The sequence below is a fragment of the Kitasatospora sp. NPDC057500 genome (assembly GCF_042802195.1).
Lineage (GTDB): Bacteria > Actinomycetota > Actinomycetes > Streptomycetales > Streptomycetaceae > Kitasatospora.
Map to the genome: position 1 here is coordinate 25708 of NZ_JBHVER010000003.1, position 21154 is coordinate 46861.

A 21154-nucleotide genomic window follows, 5' to 3' on the forward strand; every position below is an offset into this window, starting at 1 on the left:
TCCGCACGTCACCCTCCTCCGCCCGCCGCGCGCTCCCGTCCCCACCTCGGCGGGCCGGTCACGTCCCGGTGGCCGGCTGCTGCTGGGTGGCGCAGTGGATGCCCCCGCCGCCCGAGGCGATGTGGTTGATGTCGACCTGGACGACCCTGCGGCCGGGGTGGAGCCCGCCGATGATGCCGGCCGCGTCCTCGTCGGCCGCCGGGTCCCCGAAGCGCGGGACGATGACACCGCCGTTGCAGACGTAGTAGTTGATGTACGTGCCGAGGAAGTCCTTGCCCGCGCCCTCGATCAGATCGAGGTCGGGCTCGGGGAGGTCGACCACCTTCAGTGCGCGCCCCCTGGCGTCGGTCGCGGACGCGAGGACCTGGAGGGCCTGCCCGGTGGCCGTGGTCCAGACGTCCGGCGGGGTGCCGGGCGCGGGACGGTGCACGACGACGGTGCCCGGCTCGGCGAAGCGGGCGAGGGCGTCGATGTGGCAGTCGGTGATGTCCTGCCCGGCGACGCCCTTGAACCAGATCACCTTCTCGACGCCGAGCAGATCCCTGAAGGCCTCCTCGATCCGTTCGCGCGGCACCCCTGGGTTGCGGTTGTCGTTGACCCAGGAGCTCTCGGTGGCCATCAGCGTGCCCTCGCCGTCCACCTCGATGCCGCCGCCCTCACCGGTGACCGGCGCCTGGATCCGGGTGATGCCGTAGTGGGCGAGCAGGTTGCGGGCGACCTGGCTGTCGGCGGCGTGGGTCTGCTTGCCGCCCCAGCCGTTGAAGTTGAAGTCGATCCCGGCGAGCCCCTGCGGGCCGGTGACGAAGGTCGGGCCGGTGTCCCGGGCCCACAGGTCGTCGACCATCAGCTCGATCACCTCGACCGAGGAGCCGCAGGCCTGGCGCGCCTGGTCGGCCTGGTCGGGGCGGGCCAGCAGGACGACCGGCTCGAAGCCGGCGACGGCTCGTGCCAGGCCCGCGATGTCCTGGCGGACCCCGGGCAACTGGTCGCCCCACACCTCCTCCAGGGCCGGCCAGGCCATGAAGGTGCGGGTGTGCGGGCGGGATTCCGCGGGCATCGTGCGGCGGGCTGCGGCCGTGGCGCCCGACGGGTCGGTGGCCGGGGCCGTACCGGTCGGACCGGTCGGACCGGTCGTACCGGGGGACCCGTCGTCGCCACCGGCGGAGGAGCAGCCCTCGGTCAGGGCCAGTGCGGCGAGCGCGGCACCGGAGCGCAGGAGCGTACGGCGGGACGGCCGGGGGTGAGCCATGGGGCCTCGTTCCGAGGGGTGCGGGGACGGGTCAGGAGGACCGACCCGCACGCTACTGAAGGAAGCGTCAGGAACCGCGTCACCGGATACCCGCCAACGGGGTGAACCACCGACGGGGCCGGCCTCGTGCCGATCGGCGGCGGGTGCGTCACCGGCATCACCGACCGCGAACGCGCGATCCCCGCCTGCGCATCCGGCCCGGTCGGCAGCGGCGGGCGGAGCACACCGAGGGGTTGTCACACCCCGTTGGTAGCGTGATCGCCATGACAGAGTTGGAAGAGCTGGTCCTGACGCCCGACGAGCGCGCCCGGGGGGTCGGGGTCGACCGTGTGGTGTTCACGATGGACTGGAGCGGCGAGGACCGCCCCGGCCAACTGGCCGAGTTCGTGGCCGGCCGCGTCCGGGCCTTCGGCATCGAGCCGGCGGACGTCGACACCACCGCCGTCCGGCACGCCGCCGAGGCCGACCCGACGCTGCGCCGGGGCGACCTCCCGGCCCGCCAACTCGACCACCTCTCCGGCGTCCTGGCCGGCCTCGGCTGCACCCTCGCGCTGTGGGACACCGGCACCGACAGCTACGAGATCCTGGTCGCCCGGACCGCCGAGCTCGATCCCAGCGAACTGACCCACGAGGACCTCCCGGTGCGCGCCTGGGGCTCGGAACCGGAGTCGACCCTGGTCAGCCTCACCTGCCCCGGCTGCTCCCGGATGCTGGTCTGGGAACTCCCGCCCGCCGAGACCCTCGCCGACGAACACTGCGACTGCGGCACTCCCCTGTTCGACGCCACCGGCAACCCGGTGCCCGGCGTCACCCTCGACGGCTGAGCGGGCCGCGGGCCTCCGCTTGTCGGCCCGCACTGCCCGCGTCCTGCGTCTTGCTGCCGGTCCTGCCGACTGCCTACCTTGTCGTCACCCGCTCGTCACTTTCTCCACGGGGTGTCACAGCCAGTCGATGAGGAGCCGACATGACCAGCAATGCCGACCCCGGGCCTTCCCACGAGGAACTCGTCGAGGCCCGTCGTGCCAGCGGTGTCGCCATGTTCAACGACAACAGGATGAAGCTGGGGGTCTTCGGCGCGAACTGCAGCCACGGGCTGATGGCGACGCACGCCGAGACGTCCTACGAGCTGAGCTGGAAGCACACCCGGCAGATCGCCCGACTCGCCGACCGGCTCGGCTTCGAGGCGATGCTCCCGGTCGCCAGGTATCGCGGCATGGGCGGCGGGACCAACTTCAACGGTGAGAACTTCGAGACCCACACCTGGGCCGCCGGGCTGGCCCAGGCGACGGAGAACATCATGGTGTTCTCCACCACCCACGTCCCGACGAAGCACCCCATCGTCGCGGCGAAGGAGTCGGTCACCGTCGACCACATCTCCGACGGCCGCTTCGGTCTCAACATGACCATGGGCTGGCACAAGGCCGAGATGGAGATGTTCGGCGGCACACAGCGCGAGCACGACGCCCGCTACCGCTACGGCACCGAGTGGATCACCATCGCCAAGCGGATGTGGACGGAGAACGAGGGTTTCACCTTCGCCGGCGAGTTCTTCGAGGTCAAGGACGCCCGGTCCGACCCCAAGCCGATCCAGAAGCCGTACCCGGTGCTGGTGAACGCGGGCAACTCGCCGGCCGGGCTGGAGTTCTGCGCCCGCGAGTGCGACTTCAACTTCATCGCCTTCGCCGATCCGGCGGAGGCCGCGCAGACGGCGGCCCGGGTCCGTTCCATCGCCCGCACGCACCAGCGGGACCTCGGCATCCTCGGTTACGGCAACGTCATCTCCCGCGACACCGAGAAGGAGACCAAGCAGGTCCTCGACCACATCCTCGCCAAGGGCGACTGGGAGGTGGCGCGGATGGTCTCGGGCGGCCTCAGCTCCGAGAGCGGCTCCTTCGACAGCATCAATGCCATGCAGGAACGGTTCATCCTCGGCTACGGAGGCTACCCGTTGATCGGCACGCCGGAGCAGGTGGTCGAGCGGCTGGTCGGCCTGTCGGAGGCCGGTGTCGACGGCATGATGATCGGCTTCCTCGACTACGTCGAGGAGCTCGGGTACTTCGGCGAGCGGATCCTGCCCCTCATGAAGGAGGCAGGCCTGCGGGCCTGAGAACGGACCTGGTGGGACCCCCGTTCCCGCGGAGCGGGCGCGCCGTCGGCCGGGGATCCTCCGCCGGCGGACCGAGCAGACCGACCGCAGTGGTCTCGGACGTACTTTGTCCGGATTGCGAAACACGGTGGTGTTCGCCGCTCAAGTGTGGTTGCCTGGGCCCATGATCATGCTCGTGACCCGCCGCCACGTGGACTACACGCGTGTCACGACCATGAGTTGTCCCACCGCCCGCTGACGCGGCGTCGTGATGATCCCCGCGCCGTAGCGCGATCCGCGTACCCGCTCCACCCGGAGCACCCGTACGCCCGTTCCCCCGCACCCGCCGCACACATCGGCGCCAGCCCGGCCCGCCGGGCTCCACACGTGTACGAGGAGAAGCATGAGCCAGCCGACCGACGCCGTCACCGCCGACCGCACGCCCGACGGCGGACCCGCCGGATCCACCGCCCCGGCCTGGTCCTTCGAGACCCAGCAGCTGCACGCCGGCGCCGTGCCCGACCCCACGACCGGGGCCCGGGCCGTCCCGATCTACCAGACCACCGCGTTCGTCTTCCGTGACACCCAGCACGCGGCCGACCTCTTCTCGCTCGCCGAGGCCGGGAACATCTACACCCGCATCCACAACCCCACCCAGGACGTCTTCGAGCAGCGGATCGCCGCCCTGGAAGGAGGGGTCGCCGCCGTGGCGGTCGCCTCCGGCCAGGCCGCCGAGACCCTCGCCATCCTCAACGTCGCGAGCGCCGGCGACCACATCGTCTCCAGCGCCTCCCTCTACGGCGGCACGTACAACCTCTTCCGCCACACCCTGCCGAAGTTCGGGATCGAGGTGTCCTTCGTCGAGGACCCGGACGACCTCGACGCCTGGCGGGCCGCCATCCGGCCCGGGACGAAGGCCCTGTTCGCGGAGAGCCTCGGCAACCCGCGTGGCAACGTCCTCGACATCCGCGCCGTCGCCGACGTCGCCCACGAGGCCGGGATCCCGCTGATCGTCGACAACACCATCCCCACCCCCTACCTGCTGCGCCCCATCGAGCACGGGGCCGACGTCGTCGTCCACTCGGCGACCAAGTTCCTCGGCGGCCACGGCACCACCCTCGGAGGTGTCGTCGTCGACGCCGGGACCTTCGACTTCGGCGCCCACGCCGAGCGCTTCCCCGACTTCAACGAGCCGGACCCCAGCTACCACGGCCTGCGCTACTGGCCCGCCCTCGGACCCGGCGCGTACGCCGTCAAGCTGCGCGTCCAGCTGCTGCGCGACCTCGGGCCGGCCATCGCGCCGCACTCCGCCTTCCTGCTGCTGCAGGGCGTGGAGACGCTGAGCCTGCGCATGGAGCGCCACTCGTCCAACGCGCAGGCGCTCGCCGAGTGGCTGGAGCAGCGCGACGAGGTCTCCGCCGTCCACTACGCCGGGCTGCCCTCCAACCGCTGGTACGAGGCCGGGAGCCGCTACCTGCCGCGCGGCGCCGGGGCCGTGTTCTGCTTCGAGCTGCGCGGCGGCGTCGAGGCGGGCAAGCGGTTCGTGGACGCCGTCGAGCTCTTCAGCCACCTCGCCAACATCGGCGACGTGCGCAGCCTCATCATCCACCCGGCCTCCACCACGCACAGCCAGCTCGACGAGGAGCAGCTCGCCCTCACCGGCACCTCCCCGGGCCTGGTGCGGCTGTCGGTCGGCATCGAGAACCTGGAGGACCTCAAGGCGGACCTCGAAGCGGGTTTCCGCGCCGCGAAGGAAGCGTCCTGAACACCGCCGACGGGGCCGCCCCCCAGGCGGCACCCCCTCCCGCCACCGGTGCGTGGCGGGAGGGGGACCCGCCCGGGCGCCGCCACTGGTACGACCGCGCCGAGCCCCTGCCGCTGGAGGCGGGCGGTCAACTCCCCGGCGTGCGGCTGGCGTACGAGACCTGGGGGCGGCTCGCGCCCGACCGCTCCAACGCGGTCCTCGTCCTGCACGCGCTCACCGGCGACAGCCACGTCGCCGGGCCGGCCGGGCCCGGTCACCCGACCGCCGGCTGGTGGGACGCGCTGGTCGGGCCGGGCCGCGCCCTCGACACCGACCGCTGGTTCGTGGTGGCACCCAACGTCCTGGGCGGCTGCCAGGGCAGCACCGGCCCGGCGTCGCTGCGCCCCGACGGGCGGCACTGGGGCGGGTCCTTCCCGCGCCTGACCCCGCGCGACCAGGTGCTGGCCGAGGCCGGGCTCGCCGACGCGCTGGGCATCGAGCGCTGGGCACTGGTGGTCGGCGGCTCGATGGGCGGGATGCGCGCGCTGGAGTGGGCCGTCTCCCGGCCGGAGCGGGTCGCCTCGCTGTTCCTGCTCGCCTCCACGGCGGTGGCGAGCGCGGACCAGATCGCCTGGACGAGCGCCCAGCTCCACGCGATCCGCGCCGACCCGCACTGGCACGGCGGCGACTACCACGACGCCGCAGCCGGGCAGGGCCCGCACGCCGGTCTCGGCGTCGCCCGGCGCATCGCCCACATCACCTACCGCGGTGCCGAGGAGCTCGACGTCCGCTTCGGCAACCGCGCCCAGGACGGTGAGGACCCCCGGGCGGGCGGCCGCCACCAGGTCGAGTCCTACCTGGACCACCACGCCGCCAAGCTGGTCCGGCGCTTCGACGCGGCCAGCTACGCAGTGCTGGCCGAGTCGATGAACGCCCACGACACGGGCCGGGGCCGCGGCGGCACGCGCGCCGCCCTGGCGCGGGTGACCGCCCGGACCCTGGTGGCGGGGGTCGACACCGACCGCCTCTACCCGCTCGCCCAGCAGGAGGAGCTCGCCGCCGGCATCCCCTCCGCCGACCGGGTCCGGGTGATCTCCTCGCCGTACGGCCACGACGGGTTCCTCATCGAGACGGCGCAGGTCGCGGCGCTGCTACGGGAGCTCGTGGACGACGTGCGGGAGCCGTCGGCCACCGCCCCCGCCGGGTGAGGACCCCGGCGCGGGCCGGGCCCCGTCCCCGGGCCTCCCGCCGTACCCCGACGGACGTGATGTACCCGAACGGGCCCCGCCCAGCGGCCGTTCCTCCGGCGTGACGTCCCCGAGGACGGAGCCGACGACGCGCTCGCCCTCCCCGGAGGAGGCGGCGGTTCGGAGAGCGGTGCCGGAGGTCGCGTTCCGGCTCCGGCCGCGGGTGGCACTGCCTCCGGCCCCACCGCGCCGGGCCGTTGGAGCCTCCACCGGCCCGTCCCCGCCGATGAGGTCATGAGGTCCACGACGTGACCGGGAGGGCGATTGCCGGTGGTCTACCGCGCGCTGTCCGGCGGGACGACGAGGACCGCCCCGGGTCCGGCCGAGCGGGCGGCTTCGGCCTCGGTCGCCGCTACGCGCAGGGTGACGACGTTGCCCAGGTGCCGGGAGAGCCGCGCGGCCATGCGCTGCGCCTGCTCGCTCCAGTCGTCGGGGGCCGCGGAGGGCGGGACGACGACCAGTTCCAGCACGTCGGCCGGGTGGGTGGCGGTGCCGTCCACGACGGGACCGGCGACGGCGAGCCGGGCGGGGGCGGGGGTGAGGTCCGCGGCGGCGCGTTCGCGGACCTCCTCCACCACGTGCGGGCGCAGGTCGGCCAAGCCGTCCAGGGCCTTCCACACGACGTGCCCCGCGACCGGCCGCACGTCCTCCCCGCGCCCGCGCGGCTCGATCAGGCCCAGGAGGCCGAGGCGGAAGAGCGTGGCCTCCAGCTGGGTGGCGGCCACGGACGCGGCACGGGCCAGGTCCGCGGGCGACAGCGGTGCCCCGGCGTGCGCCGCCCGGTGGGCGGTCAGCGCTGTGACGATACGGCCGGAGGCGCCGGGGAACAGTGCCGGGATCGGTGTACCGAAGTTCACTTCCCCGCCTCCTGCGGCTGTGCGGGCAGGGTGTCCATGAAGGAGCTGACGGAGAAGACGGCGTTCCCGGGACCGGCCGGGCCGTATCCGGGCGGCGAGCTCAGTCCGAACTCCTGCATCGTCGCCCGGTAGGCTTCGAGGAGCCGGACGTGGTACTCCAGCGGCGCCCCGTGCGGGTTGGCCTTGCCCAGGGGGGTGGTGGGCTCCGGGCACCAGGTGGTGAAGCGCGGGGTGATGCCGTGCGACATGAAGAACCGCAGGCCCTCGACGGTGGAGTCGACGGCCTCGCCGACACCGGTGAAGCCGAAGGGCTCGGCCATCTCGACCCCCGCGACGAAGTTCGGGATCACGTTGCGCGGCCCGAAGACCTCGGCGGAGTCCAGGATTCGCCGGTGCCATTCGTCGCGGCCGACGTGCCGTTCCTTGCCGGGGCAGTACAGCTCGAACAGACGCCGGTCCCACACCTCGTAGTTGGGGTGGTAGATCCGTATCCCGTGGCGGTGGAAGCGCCGCACGGCGTCCACGGGCAGCGCCTGGGCCACGACCTTGCCGATCCAGCGGCCGGGGAACCGCTCCTCGATCGCCTCGGCGTACTGCCCGTAGAAGTCGGCTTCGTCCAGTCCCCCGACCCGTGAGGTGATCGCGCCGCCGGTCAGCGTGTAGGCGGTCGACGTGCCGGCGGTGTCGTACCGGTCGATGATCTCCAGCGCCTCCAGCACCTCCTCGACGGGCTTGACACCAGTGTAGGGACGGCCCGCGGCCTTGTGCTGGTGCCAGTTGTGGTTGATGTCGCAGTACTGGCACTCCTGCTTGGCGCCGAAGTACTGGCAGACCCGGAACACCGTCAGATAGATCAGATAGCCCCACTGGATGGTCGGGGCGACCTCCATCACCGACTTCCCGCCGGCCAGGGTGTGCCGGTAGTAGTCCGGCATCGGCGGCAGGCCGACATCGGCGATCCGCTCCCCGTCCAGGTACAGGCCCAGCCTCCCCTCGGGGTCGGGGGCCACCCGGTAGGGCGAGGCGGGGTTCACCCGCACCGACACCACCGTGCGGCGCAGTTCGTAGGGCCCACCGGTCAGCACGAGTTCCTCCGGCGGGCGGCGCAGTGCGGCCTGGCCCAGCTCGGGCAGGGTGCCGTGGTCGAAGGAGAAGATGAAGTACGACTTCGGTTTGACGTCCCCGTCGTGGTTGTCGCTCAGTGCGGCGGGGTCGAAGGCGATGCCGCCGCGCAGCAGGTCCTCCTTGATCACCGCTTCCCGGGGCAGGTCCGGGAAGCGGTCCATGAGGCCTTCGACCAGGGCGGCGCGGCTGGGCATGGGTGGAACTCTCTTTCGCTACGCGGGGTTTGCCTCGGCCTCGGTCCGGGGTGGGGGTGTCGGGAACGGGACCGGGAACGGGGGCGTCGGCGGCGAGGCGGCTGTCCGCCCGGCGTCGGTCATGATCGCCACGCTAGTCGTGGGGGCCCCCTTCCGGATCGGTCCTCGGTCCTACCCGGCCTCGGAAGAAGGATCTAGGCCGCTCCCTCCCGAGGCCGTTCCCCTCCCGAGGCCGACCGGAGCCGAGCGACGGGCGGGGTGCCGCGGGATCAGCCGCTCGCACCTCGGAGTCCGGCTGCGGCGGCCGGGGGTTGTGGTGTCGGCGAGTTCAGGGTGCGATGGAGGCCATGACCCTCTTGGACGGCCCTCTGACAGTTGCCCGCGGAACCCTGCCCGACGGCGGATCGTGGCAGACGGCGCAGGCCGGCCGGTGCCGCGGGTACCGGCTGCACCTGCGTGGGGGACGGCGGCGCCTGGAGGTGCCGACGGACGTGGTGACCGTGGTCATCGGGCTCTCCGAGCCGCTGCGGCTCACCGATGCGATCGACGACCGGGCCGTGCTCCGCGCCGTCTCCCCGGTCGGCGGGCTGCGGCGCACGGCCACCGTCGCGGAGCACCAGGGCCGGCTGGAGGGGGTGTCCGTCTCGCTGCACCCGGCTGACGCGCACCGGCTCTTCGGCCCGGTCCTCGGTGAGGCGGAGCACAGCTGGGCGGACCTGCCCGACCTCCTCGGCCGCCCCGCGCGGCGGCTGGCCGAGCGGCTCGCCGAGCAGACCGACTGGGCCCGGCGGTTCCGTCTCCTCGGCGACTTCCTGACCGTGCGCATCGACCAGGGGCCGCGGTGGCCCGCCGAGGTCTCCTGGGCCTTCGCCGAGCTGCGCCGCACCGGCGGCACCGCTCCGGTCCGCGACCTCGTCCAGGGCACCGGATGGAGCCGGCGCCGACTGGAGACGAGGTTCCGCGAAGCCGTCGGACTCGCGCCCAAGCAGGCCGCGCAGGTCGTCCGGCTCCAACGGGCGCTGTCCCACCACCAGAGCGGCGCCGGCGGCTTCGCGGAGACCGCGGCCGTCAGCGGCTTCTACGACCAGGCGCACCTGAGCAACACCTTCCGGGCGACGACGGGCTGCTCCCCCGCCGAGTTCTTCGGCCACCGCGCATCCGCCGAACCGGCCGCCGAGCCCGCCGACCGGGTACCCAACCTCGTGACCAGCGCCGTTCTCCCGCAGTCGGGTTGACGCAAGCGGCGGTGCGTATTCCTACAAGACGGCACGACCGCTGCCGCGCGAAGCTCGTCCGGAGGCGGCCGAACGCTCCAGTCATCCGCAGGGGAGGTGACAGGACGTTCCCCACGGCCGCCGACAGAGATCCCTCACGAACCGGGAGACCCATCATGCGCAGGACCGGAAAGCTCGCCCTCGCCACCGTGCTGACGGGGGCCGCGCTGCTCGCCGCCGCCGGCCCCGCCGCCGCGTCGGCCACCTCCGTCACCGGCGCCTACGCCTACTACGACCCGAGCCGCAACAACTTCGGTCTGCAGGACAGCAAGGCCGACGGCAACAGCGTCTTCATCGAGTACTGGATCGGCGGCGTCAAGCAGAGCCGCATCGTCAACTACAACGGCAACGGCTCGTGGCGCGACTACGTCGTCACCACCGGCGAGGGCAAGTCGCTCGAATGGAAGGTCTGTGTGGACATCTCCCTCGCCCCCGACCGATGCTCCGGCATCGTCTACGACGTCGTCTGACCGGCTGCCGGGGCCTGAAGGAAGCGCTGGAGGCCGCCACCCGCGGGTGGCGGCCGTCCGCATGGGCCCGGGCACGGGGGCATCGGCCGATGCCGTCGCACGACGGCTCCCTCGGCGACCCTGCGGGAGGGGCGCGTGCTCCCGCGCCGGGCGGGTCAGCAGGTGGGGACGCCGGGCAGCTGGTTGCCGGGCGACTGGAGGTAGATGTTCGTCACGTAGCCGCCGTACTGCGGCAGGTACGCCCACCAGTCGTTGACGTAGGGCGGGATGGAGACCGTCTCGCCCTGCTCCTGGCACTTCACCAGCACTTCGACGCCGCCGGGCAGCAGGGTCTTCTCCGGCTGGCCGGTGCCGGGCTGCGGACGCACCCTGACGTTCTCGCCCCAGGTCCCGAACCAGCTGCCGGCCGGCTGGACGGCGCCGGGGACGTTCAGCGAGCGGGTGAGGCGCCCGAGGTCGGTGTAGGCCTTGCCGTAGGCGGTGCCCACGGGGTGCGAGGTGTAGACGGCGACGATACTCCGGTCGCCGGTGCCGACGGTGCCCGTGCTGTGCAGGACCGGCCGGGTGAGGTCGACCGCGAGCGTGCCGCCGGCGCCCGCGGCTCCCTCGCCGTCCGGCGTTGCGGCGGCTGCGGCCGTCGGCGGGTGGGGCGGCTGCGGCGAGCACCCGCCCGAGGAGAAGCCCGCCCAGCCCTGCTTGACCGCCCACGGCTGCTCGAACGACCCGGCGATCCCGAAGTGCTGGTCGAAGCCGTCCGTGCCGCAGCGGGTCGAGGCGTGCAGGTTCCCGAGCACGTAGTCGCGCACCGCCGCCGGGGCCTGCTCCAGGAGGTAGCGGTAGATCCGCACGGTGTCGGCGGCCGTGACCGCCGTGTAGCCCCACATGCCGTCGTCGGCCGGGCGGGCGGTGTTCGTCAGCGCGAGCCGGGCGACCATCCGGTCGACGATCGCGCCGCTGCCGTTGTTCGCCCAGTAGTGGCTGGCCGCCCCGTCGTCGCTGCTGCGCAGCATGGCGTCCAGCCGGACGCGGTCGGCGGACGGGATGTCGTAGCCGGGCCCCCGGTTCCACAGGTAGTCGAGGGCGATCAGCAGCTTGACCACCGAGGCGGAGCGGAACTGCGCGGTGGCATTGAGCTGTTCGGTGAAGGTGCCGGTCTGGCGGTCGTAGACGGCGACTCCGGCCGTGACGCCGGGCGGCACCTGGGCGGAGGTGACGGCCTGCGCACGGGCCGGGGGCCCGCCGGTTCGGCCGGTGGCCTCCACGGCCCCGGCCGCCGTCGGCGCCGAGACGGCCGTGAGACAGGCTCCGGCCAGGAGGAGGGCGAAGGTGTTGCGCGCACCGGACCGGCGCGCCCGTGTACGGGACATGAGGGACTCCGCGAACTCGCTGTGGGAACTGCCCTGTCGGTTCCTGCGGCCGCACGCCCGGCCGGCGGTCACCGGCCTGATCTGCGGATTGGTCCAGACATTTCCACAAGCGGGCGGACCTGTCAGCATGTCTGATCAAGGGGGAAAGCTGTTGGTTGACCAATTGACTGCCATGGACAAGTCGATCAATGGCGGGCACCCCGCGCGGTGACACCGGCCTGGCGTACCAGGCCCGGGCGGGCACTCCGGCCCGACCGCACCGAGCAGGAACTCGCCGACCCGCTCGCCGGGGTGGAGCCCACCGGCCGAGCCCGTTGGGCGCGGGTCCGGGCCTCACGGGCGACCGGACCGCCCGCCTCCAGGCCGTGCAGGCGCCGGACCACCCGCACCCGGTCGCGTCCGGGGACCTGCCGCACCGGCCGAGGAGGACCCGAAGTCCTACGCCCGGCTGTCCGGCGGGAGCCGTGAGCGCGCCGAGGAACTCGGGGTACCCCTGGCCCGGCTGACGGCACCCCGCGCAGTCGTCTCCGGGGACACCCGTCCCGGTTCCGGCGCGCCCCGGGACGGACCGGGGGCGGAGCGGTAGGAATGGAGGCGGGGACAGGACCGACGACATGGAGGCCGCACATGCCCACCGACCAGCCGCAGCCCGCTGCCGAGACCCCGCCCGGCGAGGAGCAGCCCGTCGTGGTCACGGAGTTCGCGGCGGGACGGGGACGGCTCGCGGTGCTCGCCGAGCTGGCGGCGCAGCAGGAGCGGATCATCACCTCCGACCGGCGCAGTCTGCTGCTACTGGCCACCCGGTGCGCGGACGGGCCGCTGGGCGCGTGGTTCGCGGGGCTGGCGGAGGGCGAGAGTGCCGCGCTGCGTACGCTGCCCGCGTTGGCGGCGGCCTGCGGGCCGGCCGCCTCCGGCGGGCCGCTGCCGGGCTGCCAGGCCTATCCGGCGTACCTGGCCTGGCTGGCGCTGAACGGGCGGCCGCCCGCCGTGGCGGCGGCGCTGGTGGCCAACTTCACCGCCTGGGGCGGGTACTGCGCGACGCTGGCCGGGGCGTTGCGGCGGTTCCACGGGTTCGGGGACGAGGCGTGCGCGTTCTTCGACTTCTTCGCGCAGCCCGCGACGGCGCTGGAGCGGGCGGCGGCCGAGGCGCTCGGACCGGCGGGGGTCACCGCCGGTCCGGACCTCGGCGCCGCCCGTGAGTACGGCCGGCTGCTGCAGGCCTACGAGCGGCTGTTCTGGAGCACGCTCGCCGAGCTGCCCTGAGCAGCGCCGGCCGGGAACCCGGGCCCTACGCCTGCCAGTGCGGCTTGCCGCTGACCATCCGGCAGGTGATCACCCGGCCGCTCGCCTCGTGGGTGCTCTTGCCGAGGTCGTCGTTGCGGCAGAACTGGCCGGCCTTGTAGCAGTTGCCGGCGTTCGACTTGATCTCGCAGTCGCCGGTGGCGGCCGCGGGCTTGGTCTCGGCGGGTGCCGGGTCGGGGTCCTTCGGCGGCTGGGCGGTGGTGACCTTAGGCTGCGGCTCGGCCTTGGTGGGCGTCGGCTGCGGCTTGGGGGTGTTGGCGGGGGCCGCGGTCTTGGTGGGCTGCGCCTTCGGCGGCGCAGCCGACGGGGCGGCGGGCGGTACGGCGGGCGCGGGCGCGGCGGCGGGCGGCTCCGGTGCCGGCGCCGGGGGCGGCGTCTCGACGGGCGGCGCCACCGGCGGGGTGGTCACCTCCGGCGTGGGGGCAGGCGGCGCCGGCGGCGTGGTCACCGCAGCGACGACGGCGGGCGAGGAGGCCGCGGTGGTCGCGGTGTCACCCGTCGTGGGGTCACACCCGGTCAGCGCGAGGGCGACCGTGAAGACGAGTCCGGCGACGGCGGCCAGGCCGCGACGACCGCCGCGCATCCGTGAAGGCATGAACGTGAACGCTCCGTTCCGTTTGGAAGAGGTTCGCGAGTCAACCAGACCGGCCACACGATCTGTCCATAGTTCAAGCACTTGTAAGCAGATCGAGATCTGGCAATCACGGAGCGTCGATCAGCGGACGAGTTCGATCACCTACCGCCAAATCCGGTCACGCCCGAGCCGTTCGTCAGCCCCTGTCGGCGAAATCACGAGGCAGCTGAAGCCAGCGCCGCACCGAGGCGAGATTCACCTCGACGTCATTGCTCCAGGAGCAGACCTCCAGCCACGAGAGGTAGCCGCCTTGCGCGAACACCAGGACCTCGCCGGGACACTCGCCGGTCTCGGTGAGGAGCTGCACGTCGGCAGCCACGACGGTGCCGGGACCGGTCGGCGCGGGCTCCACCCGGTCGGTGTCGAGTGCGAAGTAGGCGGTGCCGCACCCGCACCTGCAGCGGGACTGCACGCCGAGCCGGGGCACCTGCCGCCGGAGGGCGACGTGAACGGGCTCGTCCGCGCTCAGGACGAGGTCGAGCACGGCGGCCACGTCCTCGGGCAGGCCGTGGGTCATGCCGCAACCGTAGCCGACCAGCGGCTTCGGGCTTCGACCAGGCTCCCGCTACCCCTTGACCGCGACCGCGCCGAGGGGCCGGTACCGCAGTCCCATCCCTTCGTAGAGCCGGATGGCGGCCTGGTTCCAGTCGTCCACCATCAGCGCCACCGTCCCGTGGGTGCTCAGCGCCTCGGCGATGAGGAAACCGCCGACCTGCCGCCCGAGTCCGCGTCGGCGCGCGCCCGGGTGCACGGCGACGCCGGACAGGAACCCGACCGTGGGCGCGCACCAGGCGTGCGCGCCGACCGCCGCCAGCCGGCCGGCGGAGTCCCGTACGCCCGCCCACCGCTCGACGCCGGGTACGCCCGGCTTGGCATAGGAGTCCGGGAAGCTCATGTCGACGAATCGCCCGACCTCCTCCCCCGCGCCCGCCGGAAGCCACACGGCCTCACCGCCCACCGGCGCGGCGTCGCCCGGCGAGCCGTCACCCGGTGCGTCGCACCGGTCCATCCAGCCGAAGCCGCCGATCGCCGTGAGCCCCGGGACCTCCCGGACGACCGCCTCGATCAGCGTCCGGCCACCGAGCGCCCGGTAGGCCGGACCCACCTCGGCCACCACCTGACGCAGCAAGGGGACGGCTGCGTCGGGGGCGCCCCACACGACCGCGCGCTCCCGCGCCAGCAGGTTCACCCCGGCGACGACCACCGCGCGCCGGTCGTCACTCGCCCACGCCCGGCTGCGCCCGTCCAGACCCTGCGCCGCCCAGACGCACAGCGCGTCGCCCCGGCAGCAGGCCCTCAGCTCCTCGGGATCGTCGAGCCGCTTCACGGCGTGACGGGGACGTTGGTCAGGCCGGCCGTCGCCCGGGTGACGGTGTTGGAGGCGTGCACCACGTTGGGCCGGCCCGTGCAGGCCGAGACCGAGGTGATCCTGATCGCGTAGGCGCCGACGCCGCCGAGGTCCGAGGAGTTGCCGCGCCAGGTGTTCCCGCAGCCGTTGGGGAAGGACGGGGTGGTGGCCGGGTGGTGGGTCTCGTAGCCGTTGGCGAAGGTGCCGGGTGCGGCGAACGCGCCCCGGTTGTCCTCGACCAGGTAGCCGCTGCCCTTGACGTCCACCCAGGAGTCGGCGGAGTTCTCGCCGCTGATGCCGCGGCCGTCGAAGGTGTTGCCCCGGATCACGCCGCCCGAGGTGCCCTCCTTCACGTCGATCCCCTCGGCGGTGACGTACGGGCCGATCCGGTTGTTCTCGACCAGCACCCGGTCCGAGCGGTCGGCGCCGCCGCTGTTGCCGTGGCAGCCCCAGTTGGAGTTCGCCGAGCCGAGGTAGACCCCCTCCCCGTAGCCCGGCTGGACCCGGCCCGTGTACTCCACGACCGAGTTGCGCAGCACCCCGTCGGCGGAGGACCGGCGGAAGTGCACGCCCTCCTCCTCCACGTGGTGCACGTACAGGCCGTCGATCACCGCGTGGGGCGAAGCGTCCAGCACCACGCCCTTCTTGGAGTCCTTGACGGTGAACCCGGTGAGGTTCCAGTAGGGCGCGTCGTGGAGCCAGAGCCCGTACCCGGAGTCCCACCCGGAGGTCGGCGCCGGGCAGGACGGCGCGGAGCCGGACGGTCCGTCGTTGACGAGCACGGCGGTGCGCGGGCCGGTGAGCGTGACGGGCTGCGCGGCCGTCCCGGCGCGCTGGGCGGTGAAGGAGCCGTGGTACTCGCCGGGTGCGAGCCGGATCGTCTGTCCGGGCACGGCCGCCGCCAGCGCGGCCTTCAGTTGGGCGGCGGTGGACACGTCCACGTCCGCGGTCCGAGCGGTGGGCGTCGCGAGCGCGGGACCGGCGGCGGGGGCGAGCAGCAGCGCCGCGGCGGTGGCCGCGGTGAGCACGGGACGCGGGGACACATGACCTCCAGAACTCCGGTGCCGCATCAGGCACCGCGCCTCGTCATGTTCGGTGAAATTCAGCCCGGTTGGAAGAAGGCGAGCATCTTCCGGCCGGCGTCCGGGGCGGCCAGCATCTCCTGGATCTGCGCGGACTGCCGGCCCGCGGCGCCGGTGCGTTCGAACATCTCGCGTTCGTACTCCTCGACGGCGGCGCAAGGGTCGTCCCGCCTTCCGGCCAGCGCGAGGCCGAGCAGGGCGCCGTCGAGCAGGGCCATGTTGGCGCCCTGTCCGACCGGCGGCATCAGGTGCGCCGCATCGCCGAGCAGCGTGACGCCCGGCCTCGACGGCCAGGTCAGGCCGACCGGGAGCGTGGTGATCGCCCGCGGCAGGACCGTGTCGTCGCAGGCCCCGATCAGCTCGGCGCACCGCGGGTGCCAGCCGCTGAACAGCTCGGCCAGCCGCGCCCGGGCGGCCGCCGGATCGTCGAACGGGATCCCGCTGGTGGCGAGCCAGTCCTCGGCGGTGTCGTAGAAGCCCAGGTAGACGCGGACCCGGCCGTCGCCGTTCCGCTGCGCCGCCAGGGACCGGCCGTCGCCGAGAACCCAGTAGTTGCCGCGCCCGACCATCGCCGCGAGACCGGGGTGGGTGCGGTCGGCGTCGGGAATCCCCAGCTCGACGACGCTCTGACCGGTGTGCACCGGGCGCGCGTCGGTGAGCAGGGCGCGGACCCGGGAGTTCGCGCCGTCGGCGCCCACCAGCAGGTCGTACGCGGCACTGCTTCCGTCGGCGAAGTGCAGCCGGCCGTCGCCGGCGGACTCGAACTCGTGCCCCCAGCACACCGCATCGGCGGGGAGCGAGTCCAGCAGGAGGTCGCGCAGATCCGCGCGGTCGACCTCCGGCCGTTCGAGCGGGGCGTCGTCGGGCGTGTCCTCCTGGAGCAGCAGGGTGCCGTCCGGTTCGAGCAGCCGCAGGTCCTGGCCCGCGCCACGGGCGATCGCGTGGAACCCGTCGATCAGTCCGGCCGTGCGCAGCGCCCGCTGGCCGGTCCCGGCGTGCACGTCGAGCATGCCGCCCTGGCCGCGCGCCCCGCGCCCGGGTTCGCGCTCGTGGACGACGGCCTCGATGCCGTTCACGTGGAGCACGCGGGCCAGGAGCAGACCGCCCAGACCGGCTCCGACGATGGCGATGGTCATGGCTTCCCCCCGGACGATTCGCTGTATCGATCGATACACTGTATCGCCCAAGCACTGTATCGTGGCGGCATGTTGGTGTGGGAGAGACCGGAACCGCCCGACCGGCCGACGCCGGCCCCGCTGAGCCGGGACCGGATCGTGGGAGCGGCGATCCGGCTGGCCGACGAGGACGGCCTGGAGGCGGTGTCGCTGCGCAAGGTCGCGGCCGTGCTGGGCGTCGGGCCGATGCGGCTGTACGGCTACCTCGCCACCAAGGAGGAGTTGCTCGACCTGATGGTCGACGCGGTCCACGCCGAGATCCGGCCGTCCGGCGACGGCTGGCGGGAGGTGCTGCGCTCCCTCGCCGACGCCACCCGCCGCGCCGCCCACCGCCACGAGTGGTTCGCCGACCTGATCGGTGGACGGCCGCACCTCGGACCGCACACGCTCGCCGGCGGCGAGGCCGTGGCAGCCGGGCTGGACGGCGTCGGCCTGGACCTCGCCGTGCCGGCGATCGCCGCCGTCAACGCCTACGTGGTCGGCGCCGTGCGCCGGGAGATCACCGAGCGCCGCGCCGAGCGGACCACCGGGATGGACAAGGAGCAGTGGCAGGCCGCCTACGGTCCCTACCTGATGCGCACCTTCGCGACCGGCCGGTACCCCGCACTGGCCGCCGTCGTACGCGACGGCCCCCACCCGGACCCCGACGAGGCCTTCCGGACCGGCCTCGACTTCCTCCTCGACGGCATCGAAGCGCGCACCCCGCGCTGACCGGACGAAAGGTGGTGAACCGCCCTGACCGCCGACTGGCAATGGGACGAAACGCTGTTCGAGGGCACCGCCACGTACTACCGGCAGGGCCGACTGCCCTACGCCCCGGGCCTGGTGACCGCACTCGCCGAGGCACTGCACCTCGACGGCCGGGGCCGGCTCCTCGACGTCGGCTGCGGACCCGGCACACTGGCCCTCGAACTGGCGGAGCACTTCGCGGAGGTGGTGGGCGTCGACCCGGATGCCGGGATGATCGCCGAGGCAGAGCGCCGCACCACCGAACTGGAGTCGACCGGTAGGTCCCGGTGGGTCCGAGCACGCGCCGAGCAGCTGCCGGACGACCTCGGCGCGTTCACCGTCACCGTCTTCGGACAGTCCTTCCACTGGATGGACCGCCCGCTGGTGGCAACCGTCATGCGCACCCTGCTGCGTCCGGGCGGAGCACTCGTCCACCTCTCCGACCTCAAGTCGGAGCCCCGCCCCACCGAAGGGCTCCCCCACCCCCCGGTCCCGCAATCCGCCATCGCCGACCTGGTGCGGTCCCGCCTCGGCCCGATCCGCCGCGCCGGCCAGGGCTTCCTCCCCCACGGCACCCCCGGCAACGAGGCGGCGGTCCTCACCGCAGCGGGATTCACCGGCCCCCAACGCCTCGTCGTCCCCGGCGGCCACCCCCTCACCCGGACGACCGACGAGGTCGTCGCCGGCGTCCTCTCCCTCTCCTCTTCCGCACCGCACCTGTTCGGGCCACACCTCGCGGCCTTCGAGACGGACCTCCGGCGCCTCCTGCACGACACCTCGCCCACCGGCCTGTTCGCCGAGCGCCTGCCCAGCACCGAGGTCTTCCTCTGGAGACGGTGAGCCGCCGTCACCCCGTGACGGTCCGATGGACACGCAAGTGGTGCGCGGTGTCCGGAAGGACGTCCGGCAGCGACCTTCGCTCGACGGCTCGCACCTGGCGCCCTGCCATCCACCCGAGTCGCTCGCGACCACGTGCAACCGTTCGCTGCTCGCAGCTGTCGTACGAGCGTGACAACGACGCCTTCACTGCCCTCACTCGTACTGCGCGGCCGCAATGCCACGGCCCGCTTCGAGAACGGCTCGGACCACGTGCAGTGGGAACAGGACGGACGTAGCGTCCGGATCCCGCTGGAGGCCGTCGAGGAAGTCCGCGGCCTGGACCGCACCGTCGAGGTCATCCTGACCACCGCGCAGGCCGGCCGTCCGGCTGCCACGTACACGTTGCAGGACGCCGGCGCCACCGCCGTGGCCGCCTTCAGTGCCGCCGTCCGGGCGCACCTTCCCGCACGGGCCCTCGACCGGCCACGAGCAGACGGTGAGGACCTGGTCATCACCGTTCCTGCACGGACAAGCCGGCCGACCACGCGGCCCGTACGCGCCACGGCTGCCGCAATCGCCGTCTGCGCAGCGATCGATGTGACCGTGGGCGTACTCGACGGGTGGGGGAACGCGGGCGTACTGCCACCTGCCCAGCTCTTCGCGGCTTTCGGGGTGTTCGTGCTGACGGTCATGGGACGGGGCCTGTACAACGGCCGACGCCTGCCCAGGCACGGCATCACGGTGCTGGCCGAACTCGACCACTACACCCACAACACCAAGGTGTACCGGTACGCGGACCTCAACGGCGACCTCCACTACTACCGGGAAGCCGCCGGAGGAGAGCAGTTGGAGCTCAGCTACGACCCGCGCAACCCCAGCCGCGCCATCGCCCGGCTGTCTCGCTACATGCAGTTCATGATGGCCCTGATAGCACTCATCGGTCTCGGCACGGCCTGCGCGGGACTCGGATTCACATTCCACGAACTCGTCGTCGCGCTGCGCGGATGATGCCGGTCCGTTGCGGGACAGCTCTCAGGCGGAGGTGAGGGCGCCTGCCGGGCAGGTGGCGATGGCGAGGCGGACGGCCGGGTGGGTGGCCCGCGGCGGGTGGGGGTCCAGCAGGGTGACGAGGCCGTCGTCCTCGTCCTGGTCGAACACCTCCGGGACGGTCAGGGCGCACATGCCGGCGCCGATGCAGCGGGTGCGGTCTGCGTGCACCTCCATGTCGGTCAGCTCCCGTCCCAGGTGACGGGCAGGCGGTGTACGCCGTAGATGTTCATGTTGGTGCGCAGCGGCACCTCGTCGGCCGGGACGGCGAGCCTGAGCGTCGGGAAGCGGTCGAACAGGGCGGGCAGGGCGACCGTCAGTTCGACGCGGGCGAGTTGCTGGCCCAGGCACTGGTGCATGCCGTGGCCGAATCCCAGGTGCCCCACGGCCTTGCGGCCCAGGTCGAGGGAGTCGGGGCCGGGGAAGCGCTCCGGGTCGCGGTTGGCCGCCTCCAGCGAGAGGGTGACGCTCTCGCCCGCCCTGATCAGCCGCCCCTCCACCTCGACGTCCTCCAGCGCGGTCCTGATGCTGGTGTGGGCGATCGTCAGGTAGCGCATCAGCTCCTCCACGGCCTGCGGCGCCAGGGCCGGGTCCCTGCGCAGCGCCTCGGCCTGGGCCGGGTTGCGGAGCAGCGCGAACGTGCCGTGGGCGATCATGTTGGCGGTGGTGTCGAGACCGGCGGCGAGCAGGAACCCGCCGAGGCCGACGAGTTCCTCGTCGGTGAGGTCGGAGTCGCGGGCGAGGTCGCCGAGCAGGTCGTCGGCGGGTTCCGCGCGCTTGGCCGCGACCAGTTCCGCCATGTACTCCTCCAGCCCGGTCATCGCGGCGTAGCGCTCCTCCGGCGACGCGTCCGCGGTCATCAGGGTTTCGGCGTGGTCCTGGAAGCGCTCGCGGTCGGCATAGGGCACGCCGAGCAGTTCGCAGATCATCAGTGCGGGGACGGGCCGGGCGAACACCTCGACCAGGTCGGCGCCCGGTCCGCCGCGTTCCATCGCGTCCAGGCGCTCCGCGGTGACCTCCTCGACCCGTTCGGTCAGCAGGCGCATCCGGCGGACGGTGAAGCGGCCTGCCAGGAGCCGCCGGAAGCGGGTGTGCTCGGGGGCGTCCATCCCGGTCATGTCGCCGACGGGGGCGGGCGGCAACGGAGCCTCGGGGCCGCCGGGGAACGGATAGTGCATCAGCTCGTACCGGGAGCTGAACCGGGGGTCCGCCAGGATCGCGCGGACCGCGGAGTGGCCGGTGGCCAGCCAGCCGACGTGGCCGTCCGGGTAGGCCATCCGGGCCAGTGGGTCGCGCTCGCGCAGTTCCGCCAGCCCGGCGGGCGGGTCGAAGGGGCAGCCGGCGGCGCGCTGCGTGGGGATCGTCACCGGCGAGGCGGTCGATGTCGACGGGTCGTGCGGCATGG

At 73.2% G+C, this 21154-nt stretch carries 21 protein-coding genes; 10 read left to right on the plus strand and 11 right to left on the minus strand.

The window, feature by feature from the left end; translation table 11 throughout:
- Window positions 1-58 precede the first annotated feature (58 nt).
- On the minus strand, window positions 59-1249 hold the full coding sequence (locus ACFU74_RS01075; RefSeq protein ID WP_380749736.1) for an agmatine deiminase family protein: 1191 nt from the start codon (window positions 1247-1249) through the stop codon (window positions 59-61).
- A gap of 263 nt (window positions 1250-1512) precedes the next feature.
- On the opposite strand from ACFU74_RS01075, the gene ACFU74_RS01080 reads away from it, so the two are divergent.
- From ACFU74_RS01080 to ACFU74_RS01095, 4 genes are all read left to right on the plus strand, one after another.
- On the plus strand, window positions 1513-2073 hold the full coding sequence (locus ACFU74_RS01080) for a hypothetical protein (RefSeq protein ID WP_380749738.1): 561 nt from the start codon (window positions 1513-1515) through the stop codon (window positions 2071-2073).
- Between the two features lie 140 nt (window positions 2074-2213).
- On the plus strand, window positions 2214-3356 hold the full coding sequence (locus ACFU74_RS01085) for an LLM class flavin-dependent oxidoreductase (RefSeq protein WP_380749740.1): 1143 nt from the start codon (window positions 2214-2216) through the stop codon (window positions 3354-3356).
- A gap of 382 nt (window positions 3357-3738) precedes the next feature.
- Window positions 3739-5100, plus strand: a complete 1362-nt coding sequence (locus ACFU74_RS01090) for a bifunctional o-acetylhomoserine/o-acetylserine sulfhydrylase (protein ID WP_380749743.1) — start codon at window positions 3739-3741, stop codon at window positions 5098-5100.
- Window positions 5097-6287 (plus strand): homoserine O-acetyltransferase, encoded by a 1191-nt coding sequence (locus tag ACFU74_RS01095; RefSeq protein ID WP_380749957.1) that lies wholly within the window; start codon window positions 5097-5099, stop codon window positions 6285-6287. Before ACFU74_RS01090 ends, ACFU74_RS01095 begins: the two co-directional genes overlap by 4 nt.
- Before the next feature lie 314 nt (window positions 6288-6601).
- On the opposite strand, the gene ACFU74_RS01100 is transcribed toward ACFU74_RS01095, so the two are convergent.
- Window positions 6602-7183: a hypothetical protein gene (locus ACFU74_RS01100; protein WP_380749746.1), complete on the minus strand. Its 582-nt coding sequence runs from the start codon at window positions 7181-7183 to the stop codon at window positions 6602-6604.
- Window positions 7180-8502, minus strand: coding sequence for a radical SAM protein (locus ACFU74_RS01105; protein ID WP_380749748.1), 1323 nt, complete (start codon window positions 8500-8502; stop codon window positions 7180-7182). Before ACFU74_RS01105 ends, ACFU74_RS01100 begins: the two co-directional genes overlap by 4 nt.
- A 347-nt stretch (window positions 8503-8849) precedes the next feature.
- Between ACFU74_RS01105 and ACFU74_RS01110 the strand changes: the two genes are divergently transcribed.
- Both ACFU74_RS01110 and ACFU74_RS01115 read left to right on the plus strand, forming a co-directional pair.
- Window positions 8850-9737, plus strand: coding sequence for a helix-turn-helix domain-containing protein (locus tag ACFU74_RS01110; RefSeq protein ID WP_380749750.1), 888 nt, complete (start codon window positions 8850-8852; stop codon window positions 9735-9737).
- 155 nt (window positions 9738-9892) lie between these two features.
- Complete coding sequence (locus ACFU74_RS01115; protein WP_380749752.1) at window positions 9893-10246, plus strand: hypothetical protein; 354 nt, start codon at window positions 9893-9895, stop codon at window positions 10244-10246.
- Between the two features lie 155 nt (window positions 10247-10401).
- Here ACFU74_RS01115 and ACFU74_RS01120 read toward each other — a convergent pair whose 3' ends face one another.
- Window positions 10402-11613 (minus strand): hypothetical protein, encoded by a 1212-nt coding sequence (locus ACFU74_RS01120; RefSeq protein ID WP_380749755.1) that lies wholly within the window; start codon window positions 11611-11613, stop codon window positions 10402-10404.
- A gap of 627 nt (window positions 11614-12240) precedes the next feature.
- Here ACFU74_RS01120 and ACFU74_RS01125 point away from each other — a divergent pair.
- Entirely contained in the window at window positions 12241-12876 is a 636-nt protein-coding gene (locus ACFU74_RS01125; protein WP_380749758.1) for a transcriptional regulator, read from the plus strand.
- A 25-nt stretch (window positions 12877-12901) separates the two neighbouring features.
- Here ACFU74_RS01125 and ACFU74_RS01130 read toward each other — a convergent pair whose 3' ends face one another.
- From ACFU74_RS01130 to ACFU74_RS01150, 5 genes are all read right to left on the minus strand, one after another.
- Window positions 12902-13510, minus strand: a complete 609-nt coding sequence (locus ACFU74_RS01130; protein WP_380749761.1) for a hypothetical protein — start codon at window positions 13508-13510, stop codon at window positions 12902-12904.
- Window positions 13511-13685: 175 nt separating this feature from the next.
- Window positions 13686-14066, minus strand: coding sequence for a hypothetical protein (locus tag ACFU74_RS01135; RefSeq protein ID WP_380749764.1), 381 nt, complete (start codon window positions 14064-14066; stop codon window positions 13686-13688).
- Window positions 14067-14114: 48 nt separating this feature from the next.
- On the minus strand, window positions 14115-14876 hold the full coding sequence (locus ACFU74_RS01140) for a GNAT family N-acetyltransferase (RefSeq protein ID WP_380749767.1): 762 nt from the start codon (window positions 14874-14876) through the stop codon (window positions 14115-14117).
- Complete coding sequence (locus ACFU74_RS01145; protein ID WP_380749770.1) at window positions 14873-15967, minus strand: right-handed parallel beta-helix repeat-containing protein; 1095 nt, start codon at window positions 15965-15967, stop codon at window positions 14873-14875. Before ACFU74_RS01145 ends, ACFU74_RS01140 begins: the two co-directional genes overlap by 4 nt.
- A gap of 32 nt (window positions 15968-15999) precedes the next feature.
- A complete protein-coding gene (locus ACFU74_RS01150) occupies window positions 16000-17115 on the minus strand; it encodes an FAD-dependent oxidoreductase (protein WP_380749773.1) in 1116 nt (371 codons plus the stop codon).
- Between the two features lie 69 nt (window positions 17116-17184).
- Here ACFU74_RS01150 and ACFU74_RS01155 point away from each other — a divergent pair, with 69 nt between their 5' ends.
- The 3 genes from ACFU74_RS01155 to ACFU74_RS01165 all read left to right on the plus strand — a co-directional run bounded on the left by ACFU74_RS01155 (window position 17185) and on the right by ACFU74_RS01165 (window position 19710).
- A complete protein-coding gene (locus ACFU74_RS01155; RefSeq protein ID WP_380749776.1) occupies window positions 17185-17865 on the plus strand; it encodes a TetR/AcrR family transcriptional regulator in 681 nt (226 codons plus the stop codon).
- 24 nt (window positions 17866-17889) lie between these two features.
- On the plus strand, window positions 17890-18723 hold the full coding sequence (locus ACFU74_RS01160; protein ID WP_380749960.1) for a class I SAM-dependent methyltransferase: 834 nt from the start codon (window positions 17890-17892) through the stop codon (window positions 18721-18723).
- A 168-nt stretch (window positions 18724-18891) separates the two neighbouring features.
- Window positions 18892-19710 (plus strand): hypothetical protein, encoded by an 819-nt coding sequence (locus ACFU74_RS01165; protein ID WP_380749779.1) that lies wholly within the window; start codon window positions 18892-18894, stop codon window positions 19708-19710.
- Window positions 19711-19734: 24 nt separating this feature from the next.
- On the opposite strand, the gene ACFU74_RS01170 is transcribed toward ACFU74_RS01165, so the two are convergent.
- Entirely contained in the window at window positions 19735-19926 is a 192-nt protein-coding gene (locus ACFU74_RS01170) for a ferredoxin (RefSeq protein WP_380749782.1), read from the minus strand.
- 5 nt (window positions 19927-19931) lie between these two features.
- Window positions 19932-21152 carry a cytochrome P450 gene (locus ACFU74_RS01175; protein WP_380749784.1) on the minus strand — a complete coding sequence of 407 codons (1221 nt, stop codon included), beginning with the start codon at window positions 21150-21152 and terminating at the stop codon, window positions 19932-19934.
- Window positions 21153-21154: the final 2 nt, after the last annotated feature.

Excerpts from the sequence above, each read along its gene's own strand:
- ACFU74_RS01120 (WP_380749755.1), bottom strand. The coding sequence starts at position 11,613 with ATGTCCCGTACACGGGCGCGCCGGTCCGGTGCGCGCAACACCTTCGCC.
- ACFU74_RS01075 (WP_380749736.1), bottom strand. The coding sequence starts at position 1,249 with ATGGCTCACCCCCGGCCGTCCCGCCGTACGCTCCTGCGCTCCGGTGCC.
- ACFU74_RS01155 (WP_380749776.1), top strand. The coding sequence starts at position 17,185 with ATGTTGGTGTGGGAGAGACCGGAACCGCCCGACCGGCCGACGCCGGCC.
- ACFU74_RS01105 (WP_380749748.1), bottom strand. The coding sequence starts at position 8,502 with ATGCCCAGCCGCGCCGCCCTGGTCGAAGGCCTCATGGACCGCTTCCCG.
- ACFU74_RS01145 (WP_380749770.1), bottom strand. The coding sequence starts at position 15,967 with ATGCGGCACCGGAGTTCTGGAGGTCATGTGTCCCCGCGTCCCGTGCTC.
- ACFU74_RS01125 (WP_380749758.1), top strand. The coding sequence starts at position 12,241 with ATGCCCACCGACCAGCCGCAGCCCGCTGCCGAGACCCCGCCCGGCGAG.
- ACFU74_RS01085 (WP_380749740.1), top strand. The coding sequence starts at position 2,214 with ATGACCAGCAATGCCGACCCCGGGCCTTCCCACGAGGAACTCGTCGAG.
- ACFU74_RS01090 (WP_380749743.1), top strand. The coding sequence starts at position 3,739 with ATGAGCCAGCCGACCGACGCCGTCACCGCCGACCGCACGCCCGACGGC.
- ACFU74_RS01080 (WP_380749738.1), top strand. The coding sequence starts at position 1,513 with ATGACAGAGTTGGAAGAGCTGGTCCTGACGCCCGACGAGCGCGCCCGG.
- ACFU74_RS01150 (WP_380749773.1), bottom strand. The coding sequence starts at position 17,115 with ATGACCATCGCCATCGTCGGAGCCGGTCTGGGCGGTCTGCTCCTGGCC.
- ACFU74_RS01115 (WP_380749752.1), top strand. The coding sequence starts at position 9,893 with ATGCGCAGGACCGGAAAGCTCGCCCTCGCCACCGTGCTGACGGGGGCC.
- ACFU74_RS01135 (WP_380749764.1), bottom strand. The coding sequence starts at position 14,066 with ATGACCCACGGCCTGCCCGAGGACGTGGCCGCCGTGCTCGACCTCGTC.
- ACFU74_RS01170 (WP_380749782.1), bottom strand. The coding sequence starts at position 19,926 with ATGGAGGTGCACGCAGACCGCACCCGCTGCATCGGCGCCGGCATGTGC.
- ACFU74_RS01130 (WP_380749761.1), bottom strand. The coding sequence starts at position 13,510 with ATGCCTTCACGGATGCGCGGCGGTCGTCGCGGCCTGGCCGCCGTCGCC.
- ACFU74_RS01110 (WP_380749750.1), top strand. The coding sequence starts at position 8,850 with ATGACCCTCTTGGACGGCCCTCTGACAGTTGCCCGCGGAACCCTGCCC.
- ACFU74_RS01175 (WP_380749784.1), bottom strand. The coding sequence starts at position 21,152 with ATGCCGCACGACCCGTCGACATCGACCGCCTCGCCGGTGACGATCCCC.